Annotated in this window: 6 protein-coding genes; 3 read left to right on the top strand and 3 right to left on the bottom strand. The window is 39.5% G+C overall.

All coding sequences use genetic code 11. The annotated features are described in order from the left end of the window. Positions 1-333 precede the first annotated feature (333 nt). On the top strand, positions 334-1,032 hold the full coding sequence (locus J7E57_RS16230) for a ComF family protein (RefSeq protein WP_215166131.1): 699 nt from the start codon (positions 334-336) through the stop codon (positions 1,030-1,032). Positions 1,033-1,092: 60 nt separating this feature from the next. After that, entirely contained in the window at positions 1,093-2,466 is a 1,374-nt protein-coding gene (locus J7E57_RS16225) for a hypothetical protein (RefSeq protein ID WP_215166129.1), read from the top strand. 400 nt (positions 2,467-2,866) lie between these two features. Here the strand turns inward: J7E57_RS16225 and glmS are convergent, their stop codons facing one another. The 3 genes from glmS to J7E57_RS16210 all read right to left on the bottom strand — a co-directional run bounded on the left by glmS (position 2,867) and on the right by J7E57_RS16210 (position 6,930). Next, positions 2,867-4,705, bottom strand: coding sequence for a glutamine--fructose-6-phosphate transaminase (isomerizing) (gene glmS, locus J7E57_RS16220; RefSeq protein ID WP_215166128.1), 1,839 nt, complete (start codon positions 4,703-4,705; stop codon positions 2,867-2,869). 147 nt (positions 4,706-4,852) lie between these two features. After that, positions 4,853-6,124: a serine hydroxymethyltransferase gene (gene glyA / locus J7E57_RS16215; protein ID WP_215166197.1), complete on the bottom strand. Its 1,272-nt coding sequence runs from the start codon at positions 6,122-6,124 to the stop codon at positions 4,853-4,855. 62 nt (positions 6,125-6,186) lie between these two features. After that, positions 6,187-6,930: a segregation and condensation protein A gene (locus J7E57_RS16210; protein WP_029278123.1), complete on the bottom strand. Its 744-nt coding sequence runs from the start codon at positions 6,928-6,930 to the stop codon at positions 6,187-6,189. A gap of 475 nt (positions 6,931-7,405) precedes the next feature. Here J7E57_RS16210 and dxs point away from each other — a divergent pair, with 475 nt between their 5' ends. Next, complete coding sequence (gene dxs, locus J7E57_RS16205) at positions 7,406-9,334, top strand: 1-deoxy-D-xylulose-5-phosphate synthase (protein ID WP_215166126.1); 1,929 nt, start codon at positions 7,406-7,408, stop codon at positions 9,332-9,334. Positions 9,335-9,383: the final 49 nt, after the last annotated feature.

The raw sequence follows: 9,383 nt of genomic DNA, 5'->3' as shown, positions 1-9,383 counted from the left end.
TGCTGCATAGCCAAACTTTTTAGAGGAAAGCGTGTTTAGGGACAGCTGCGTCCATTCAGGCTCTCGGGTTTTCCTGCCCCCCCAGCCGTTTAAAACTTCGGATGACCCTGCGAAATAAACCCGATAGCAGCGGGCATCCCGATTTTTCATCGGGATAAAGCGGATAGCGGGAACAAACCTACATAGTAGCAAGAACCTGCCTTTCCTAAAAAACAAAAGCAATCTTATATAGTATAGCAATAACCTGCGTGGCCTGAATAGACTTCCGAAGCCATCCTTACACCCCCGCTCTTTTAAACTTCGGAAGTCAAAAATATTTTATAAATTAGTTAGATGCTTTTGGTTAAACAATGGACTTCTGATTTATTTGGATTGCTATTTCCAAATCTATGTAATGCATGTGGCAATTCTTTGTTTCGCCACGAACAGTTGATTTGTTTAAAATGCTTATACGATCTCCCTTTTACAGACTATCACCAACATGCAGATAATAGGGTTGCCAAGCAGTTATGGGGCCGCTTACCACTTAATGCTGCAATGGCCATGTTGTATTTTAGAAAAGGAGCGAAGGTTCAAAACCTAATCCACAACTTAAAATACAATGGCAGAACTGATGTTGGGGTACTATTAGGCAATATGCTGGGAGAGCGGCTAAAAACCGGAATTCTTTACCAGGATATCAACATGGTTATCCCAGTTCCTTTGCATCGTAAAAAATATAAGGTCAGGGGTTATAACCAAAGTAGCTTTATTGCAGAAGGAATTGCATCACAAATGGGAATCCATATTAGTGAAAATCACCTTATCCGGACTACTTCTACCGAGAGTCAAACTAAAAAAAGCAGGTATAACCGGTATGAAAATATGAAAGATGTTTTTCAGGTAAATTCTGCTGAAGATATAATCGGTAAACATATTTTACTGGTTGACGATGTAATTACCACTGGGGCAACGCTTGAAGCCTGCGCCAATACACTCTTAGCTATTGGTGCGGCAAAAGTGAGCATTGCAGCGCTTGCCTTTGCAGAATAATTACTGTTACACGGCTTAAGCGCTATTGTAAGTAGCCAAACATTTTTCTAAGTTTGATTTATGCGTTTAAATATTGGTTTAGTGCTTTTAATTTTATTCTTTGGTTCAGCTTGCCGGAAAGGGGAGCGTATAACCACAGATCCGAACGCTAAACTAAACATCTCTAATAAAGAAGTATTATTTGATACCATCTTTACTTCAGTAGGATCAATTACCAAAAGAATAAAGATCGTTAACTGGAACAATGATGCGGTTAAAGTTTCCGAAATCAGATTATCAGGTGGCAATACTTCGGCTTTTAGCATTAACATTAACGGGGAGCAAACGCAGAGCAAAAATGATCTCATTATAAACGGCCGGGATTCTATAAACCTTTTTGTCAAAGTTTCGATCAATCCAAATTCAACTAACCTGCCCTTTCTGGTTCAAGATTCTATCATATTAAATACAAATGGTAATAAACAGGTAATTCAGCTTTTAGCTTATGGACAGAATGCTGTATTTGTTAACGAATCGACAATTAATGCCAATACCATTTGGACAAAAGCTCTACCCTACATTATTAATGGATCGTTAACTGTTAGGAGCGGGGGCTCACTAACCATCCAACCTGGAACTAAAATTTATTTTCACAAGGATGCAAATTTAAACATAGAAGGGAACCTGGTGGTTAATGGCAGCCTTACTGAACCTGTATTATTTTGTAGCGATAGGCTGGAATACATATATAGCGATGAGCCTGGGCAATGGAAAGGGATTTTCTTAAAACGAACCGGATGTGGACTTATTAAAAATGCGATCATCAAAAATGCATCTGTTGGCATTACCTCCGATTCTTTGGCCATTAACAACAACCCCAAATTAATTTTAAGCAATAGTATTATTAAAAACATGCAGGTGGCGGCTTACATTGGCTACCACTCGGAACTGCTTGCATTTAATAATGTGATGTATAACTGCGGAAATTACTTAATATATGCAGTAGGAGGAGGGAATTACAACTTAAAACAGAATACTTTTACTGGTTACAACTCAAATTTCCCACGTAAAACTGCCTCTCTGAGTTTTTCAGATTATTTATCGGCAAATGCTTATAACAAACTTCAGGTAAATTTAACCAATAATATCATATGGGGGAGTTTAACGAATGAACTGGATATCCAAAAAAAAACGTCTGCAATAGTGCAATTCAATTTATGGAGCAATTTAATCCGATCTACCAACAGCGCTTACAGCAACAATGGCAACATTTTAAATACCGATCCTCTTTTCATTAATCAAGATCTAGAAGATTTTCGGGTATCTCCCGGTAGCATTGTCAGAAAAAAGGGAGCTGATTTAAATACTGATCCGTATTTCTTTAATTACCTTAATCAGGATGCGAAAGGAAATACAAGAATTTATCCCTCAACCTTAGGCAGTTACGAGAAATAACTTATTTTTTTTATTTTCTCAAAACAAAATGGCGATAATTTCCGTTTATATATTCGAGAGCGTTAATTTAGATGGTAAGGGTCGATATTTCTTCTAAAGAATATCGGCCCTTTACTTTTACCAAGATTATAGGATTGCCACTCCATTTTCAGGCTATTTTTTTAACATCGCTTCAATCTCCAACAAGATTTATTTCTTTAGAATTTAGCATGGGTGCCTATGGCAATCTGCAGCCCCGCTTTTCCTCCTGCCGTTTTAATTTCTCGATATCAAAATATACAACTAAAACGGCATCCATTCAATCGGGCTTAGTTAACAAAGTCAGTATTTAAATACTCCGCTAACAAAAAAGCAGCTACAAATTAATACAACTGCCCTATTTATTGTTTTTTTTATAAAATTATTCTACAGTTACTGATTTAGCTAAGTTTCTAGGCTGATCTACATTACAACCACGCATCACTGCAATATGATATGATAGTAACTGAAGCGGAATAGTTGCTATAAGCGGTAAAAAGGCTTCATTGGCATCAGGAATTTCGATACAGTAATCGGCCATTTTCTTCACCTCCGTGTCTCCCTGGGTTACAATCGCAATCACTTTACCTTTTCTTGCTTTCACTTCTTGTATATTGCTGATCACTTTTTCGTATGATGAATTCTGCGTAGCAATAAAAACCACCGGCATTTCTTCATCAATTAAAGCGATAGGCCCATGTTTCATTTCTGCTGCAGGATAACCCTCTGCATGGATGTAAGAAATTTCCTTAAGTTTTAAGGCACCTTCTAAGGCCACAGGGAAACCACTACCTCTTCCCAAGAACAAACAGTTGGTAGAATCTTTGATCTTTTCTGCAACTTCTTTGATCAGATCGTTCGATTCTAAAGCAATCTGAATTTTTTCTGGGATATGGTCCAGTTCGGTTAAAAGCTCAATTAATTTTGAGGTGGTAATGGTTCCTTTTTGCTGCGCCATGTAAAAGGCCATCAAGGTTAGAACCGTTACCTGGGCAGTAAATGCTTTTGTTGAGGCTACGCCAATTTCTGGCCCCGCATGGGTGTAAACGCCGGCATGGGTTAAACGCGGGATGGAAGCCCCCGCAACATTACAGATCCCAAAAATAGTTGCTCCACGTTCTTTAGCCATCTCGATGGCCGCCATGGTATCGGCAGTTTCGCCGGATTGTGAAATGGCAATTACCACATCTTTTTCGGTGATAATTGGATTTCTATACCTGAATTCTGAAGCATACTCCACCTCTACAGGTATACGGGCATATTCTTCGATCAGGTATTCGCCAACCAAACCTGCATGCCACGACGTTCCGCAGGCCACAATAATGATCCGGTCTATATTTTTTAATTTCTCTGCAAATTCTTTGATCCCGCCAAGCTGGACTTTTCCTTCTTCAGGATAAATACGTCCCCGCATACAATCTTTAATTGAACGTGGCTGCTCATAAATTTCTTTAAGCATAAAGTGATCAAAGCCACCTTTCTCCAACATCTCAAGTTTTAGCTGTAGCTCTTGAATTAAAGGGGTTTGCACTACATTATCCAATTGTTTAACTAAAAGATCATTTTTGGTAATCAGGGCGATTTCGCCATCCTTTAGATAAATTACGGTTTTAGTATACTCAATAATCGGGGTAGCATCAGAGGCAATAAAATATTCTCCTGCTCCAACGCCAATTACCATCGGACTTCCTTTCCTTGCAGCAATTAAACGATCAGGGTGTTCTTTATCCATAATCACGATGGCGTAGGCACCGTTCACTTCCTGCAAAGCCAAACGAACCGCTTCTAAAAGATCAATATTTTCAATTTCCTGGATTTCTTCGATCAGGTGAATTAATACCTCTGTATCCGTATCGCTTTTAAATTCGTGGCCACGACTAGTCAATTCTTCTTTTAAGGTGGCGTAGTTTTCGATAATTCCATTATGGATAATAGACAGCTTCCCGCCATTTGATGTGTGGGGATGAGAGTTTCGATCGGAAGGCACGCCATGAGTTGCCCATCGCGTATGTCCCATACCAATTGTACCAGACTTATCTTTGTCTTCGGCATATTCTTCTAAAACAGCTACTTTTCCAGCCTTTTTATAAATATGCTGACCACTATCGTTCATCAGTGCAATACCAGCACTGTCATAACCCCGGTATTCTAATCTTTTAAGACCTTTCAATACAATCGGCCAGGCTTCTCTGTAGCCAATATAGCCTACTATTCCACACATAAGTTACATCATTTTATTGGTCAAATATATAAAACAAACGTTTGTTTTGCATCATTAGGGCGAAAAACTTACTTCACAAAAAAAAGCAGTTACAAATTAATGTAACTGCTTGTCTTATTGCCACTCTAGCCGAGTGAGTGTATAATTTTATTTATATAATGGGAAAGCACTTACCAACTTAATCACCTCAGCTTTTACACTATTTAGGTTAGCTTCATCTTCCGGATTGGTTAAAACCTGGTCGATTAAATCTACAATCTTCTGCATTTCAGTCTCTTTTAAACCGCGGGTAGTAATTGCGGCAGTACCTACACGGATACCTGAAGTTACAAATGGCGATTTATCATCGAAAGGAACCATGTTTTTGTTCACTGTAATTTCTGCTTTCTCTAAAGCATTTTCAGCTACTTTACCAGTAATATTTTTATTTCGAAGATCGATCAGCATCAAGTGGTTATCTGTACCACCAGAAATAATGCCATATCCTTTAGCTACAAATGCTTTGGCCATTGCCTGTGCATTAGCCGCAACTTGTTTAATGTACGTTCCGTACTCCTCGCTTAAAGCTTCGCCAAAAGCAATTGCTTTAGCCGCAATAATATGCTCTAACGGACCACCTTGTGTACCAGGGAAAACCGCCATATCGAGCAGGTTACTCATTAAACGGGTTTCGCCTTTAGGTGTTTTTAATCCCCATGGATTTTCGAAATCCTGTCCCATCATAATCATCCCCCCACGTGGGCCACGTAAAGTTTTGTGGGTGGTAGTGGTTACAATGTGGCAATGTGGAAGCGGGTTGGCCAACAATCCTTTTGCGATTAAACCTGCAGGGTGAGAAATATCAGCTAAAACCAAAGCCCCAATTTTATCTGCAACCGAGCGGATAAATGCATAGTCCCATTCGCGTGAGTAAGCAGATGCACCACAGATAATTAATTTAGGCTTTTCTGCTAAAGCAACTTCTTCTAATTTTTTATAATCGATTAATCCGGTTTCTTTTACAACACCATAAAAGAATGGCTGATACAGTTTACCTGAAAAATTAACGGGAGAACCATGTGTTAAGTGACCTCCATGAGAAAGATCAAATCCCAATATTTTATCGCCTGGCTGCAAAACGGCAAGCATTACTGCTGCGTTAGCTTGTGCGCCAGAGTGCGGCTGAACATTTACCCATGCTGCACCAAACAACTCTTTTGCCCTATCGATAGCAATTTGCTCTACTACATCCACTACCTGGCAACCGCCATAGTAACGTTTTCCCGGTAAGCCTTCAGCATATTTATTGGTTAGTACCGATCCGGCAGCTTCCATTACCTGCTTGCTTACAAAGTTTTCTGATGCAATAAGCTCTAAACCATGCTCTTGGCGGTTTAACTCCTTATCAATAAGTTCAAAAATTTGGTTGTCGCGTGTCATCATTATATGAGGTTTGTATTTTTTTTGCAAAAGTAAGAAATTCAAATTTAATTTAGGCCGTATTAGGATAATGCTTTCACATTAAAGTTGTTAAAGCCGCTCCCAATGGTTATCTCTACGATTTGTTGCTGCAACATTTCTAAAATAGCCAGGAAATTATAAACGAAATGCACTTTATTCTCTGAATTTTTAAGCACTAAAGCAAAATCGATCTGTTTATTGATATCGAGCAGATTAGCAATAAAGTGTTTTTGCTGTTCGATAGTGTAAGGATATTGTACCACGGTGTGTTTAACCTCTTCGCTGCGCAGCTCATACTTCTGCATCGTTCGGTGGTAAACGGTTAAAAGTTTATAGAGATCCAATGATAAAAGTTCATCCTGATGACTGGAAGATGCAGCGGCCAGGGTTAAATCATATGCAATATTACCCCGTTGATCTTGTTTAAACCGTTCCTCTTCAAAAACTTTCATTTCTTCTGCGGCAGATTTAAATTGTTTGTAGGCTATAAGCCTTGCGATCAGGTCTTGTTCAGCATTAATTTCATTTCCGGCCTCATCAACCTCAATCCTTGGCAAAAGCATTTTAGATTTAATGCGCATCAGGGTTGCCGCCACTAAAATAAATTCGCTGGCCACTTCTACATTTAAAGCAAGGAGCTGATGGATATAGGCCAAAAAGTCGTTGGTGATTTTGGCAATCTCCACATCCTGGATATTAAGTTCATCCCGTTCTATAAAGAACAGCAACAAATCGAAGGGGCCTTCGAATACCGGAAGTTTTATTTCAAAATTCTCTGCCTGCATGTGAAGAGACAAACATAATGAAAATTTTTAGCCCTTAATAATATAAACCCTAGCCTGTTAACCACTAAATCCTAAAGTTAATGTCATTAGCTTTAGTTTTTTTACCACAGATGTGCACAGATAAACACAGATCTATATTATAGCTGTGTTTATCTATGGTTAATTTTGCTTTTAAACCCAAAACGGTTTTCCTTAACCTTATCCGCTACCCCATAAACACGACTAAACGCCCATAATCCAATTGTCAATAGCTAAAGCCATTTTACCACAAATACAAATAGAAACTGATGTTTATCTGTGTGTATCCTTTTTATCTGTGGTTAATATTCCTTTTGCCTTAAACCTTAAATTAATCTCATGCCACTAACCGCTAAACACTAAGCCCTTAAACAGCAATAATAAACCGCTATTTTTCTCTTCTATATTAAAACAAATTTGCCTTACTTTGTATCTTGTTTTTTACCATAAATTTCGAATGCAAGTAAAAGCTGGCCCCCTATTATCTAAAATCAACTATCCCGCTGATTTAAAGCAATATAGCGAATCTGACTTAGAACAAATAAGCCAGGAATTACGACAGTATATCATTGATGTAGTTAGTGTTAACGGTGGCCATTTCGGAGCCAGTTTAGGCGTTGTTGAATTAACAGTAGCCTTACACTATGCATTAAACACCCCTTACGATAAGTTGGTTTGGGATGTAGGCCATCAGGCATACGGACATAAGATATTAACCGGCCGTAGGGATTTATTCCATACCAACCGTGTATACGGTGGCATTAGCGGTTTCCCAAAAATTTCGGAAAGCGAGTATGATACTTTTGGTGTAGGCCATTCTTCTACTTCCATTTCGGCCGCTTTGGGTATGGCGGTGGCTTCGCAGTTAAAAGGCGAAACCGATCGGCAACATGTTGCCGTTATTGGCGATGGCGCCATGACTGCTGGTTTAGCATTTGAGGGATTAAACCATGCCGGGATTGAAAACAGTAATGTGCTCGTAATCCTGAACGACAACTGCATGTCTATCGATCCGAATGTGGGTGCACTTAAGGAATATTTAACAAGCATCACCATTTCAAAATCGTACAATCGTTTCCGTGATGATATTTCTCATGTACTCGCAGGGCTTTCTAAACTAGGCCCTAACGCACATAAGTACGTTAAAAAAATAGAGAAAAGCATTAAAGGAACCTTACTAAAACAAAGTAATTTATTCGAAGCCTTAAACTTTAGGTATTTCGGCCCGGTTGATGGGCACGATGTGAAACGTTTAGCCCAAACCATAAAAGATTTATCTGCTATCCCTGGTCCTAAACTTTTACATTGCATTACCGTAAAAGGTAAAGGTTTTGCACTGGCAGAAAAAGACCAAACTAAATGGCATGCGCCAGGTCTTTTTGATAAGATTACCGGCGAAATCAAAAAAAGCACTCCAGATAAACCACAGCCACCAAAATACCAGGATGTTTTCGGACACACCATGGTAGAGCTGGCAGAAGCGAACAATAAAATCGTAGGCATCACACCTGCAATGCCATCAGGCTCTTCATTAAACATCATGATGAAAGCCATGCCCAAACGTGCATTCGATGTAGGAATTGCAGAACAACATGCCGTAACTTTCTCCGCTGGTTTAGCCACGCAAGGATTAGTTCCATTTTGCAATATCTATTCTAGCTTTATGCAAAGGGCATACGATCAGGTCATCCACGATGTAGCCATCCAAAAGCTCAATGTAGTGTTTTGTCTAGATAGGGCAGGATTGGCCGGTGCCGATGGTGCAACACATCATGGCGCTTACGATATCGCTTACATGCGCTGTATCCCTAATTTAGTGGTTTCTTCTCCGATGAACGAAGAAGAACTGCGTAACCTGATGTTTACCGCTCAACAGGAAAATATGGGCCCATTTGTCATCCGTTACCCTCGTGGTAATGGTGTAATGCCCGACTGGAAAAGACCATTCAAAGCATTAGAAATTGGCAAAGGACGCAAAATCTGCGATGGCGAGGATGTAGCTTTATTAACCATTGGCCATGTAGGTAACTTTGCTGTTGAGGCCCGCGCCGAATTAAACAGTGAAGGTTTCTATCCGGCACATTACGATCTGCGTTTTGTAAAACCTTTAGATGAAGCTTTATTACATGAAGTTTTTGCTAAATACAAAAATGTAATCACGGTAGAAGATAGCTCATTACCTGGTGGAGTAGGCTCTGCGGTATTAGAATTTATGGCCGATCATGGTTATAGCGCCAATGTAGTCCGCTTAGGTATTCCAGATCAGTTTATAGAGCATGGCGAACAGGCCGAGCTCTGGGCGGAGTGTGGTTATGATAAAAATGCAATTATAGCGGCAGTAAGAAAAGTTGCTGTGAAAAGGACAACAGATAGTATGGCCGGGTAATAGCCTGTTGTATTTATTGTCATTCTGAGGGGGTTAAGATAAATCGTCA

It is taken from the genome of Pedobacter sp. ISL-64, from assembly GCF_018613605.1.
GTDB lineage: Bacteria > Bacteroidota > Bacteroidia > Sphingobacteriales > Sphingobacteriaceae > Pedobacter.
This window is presented reverse-complemented; position numbering and strand designations above follow the sequence as displayed.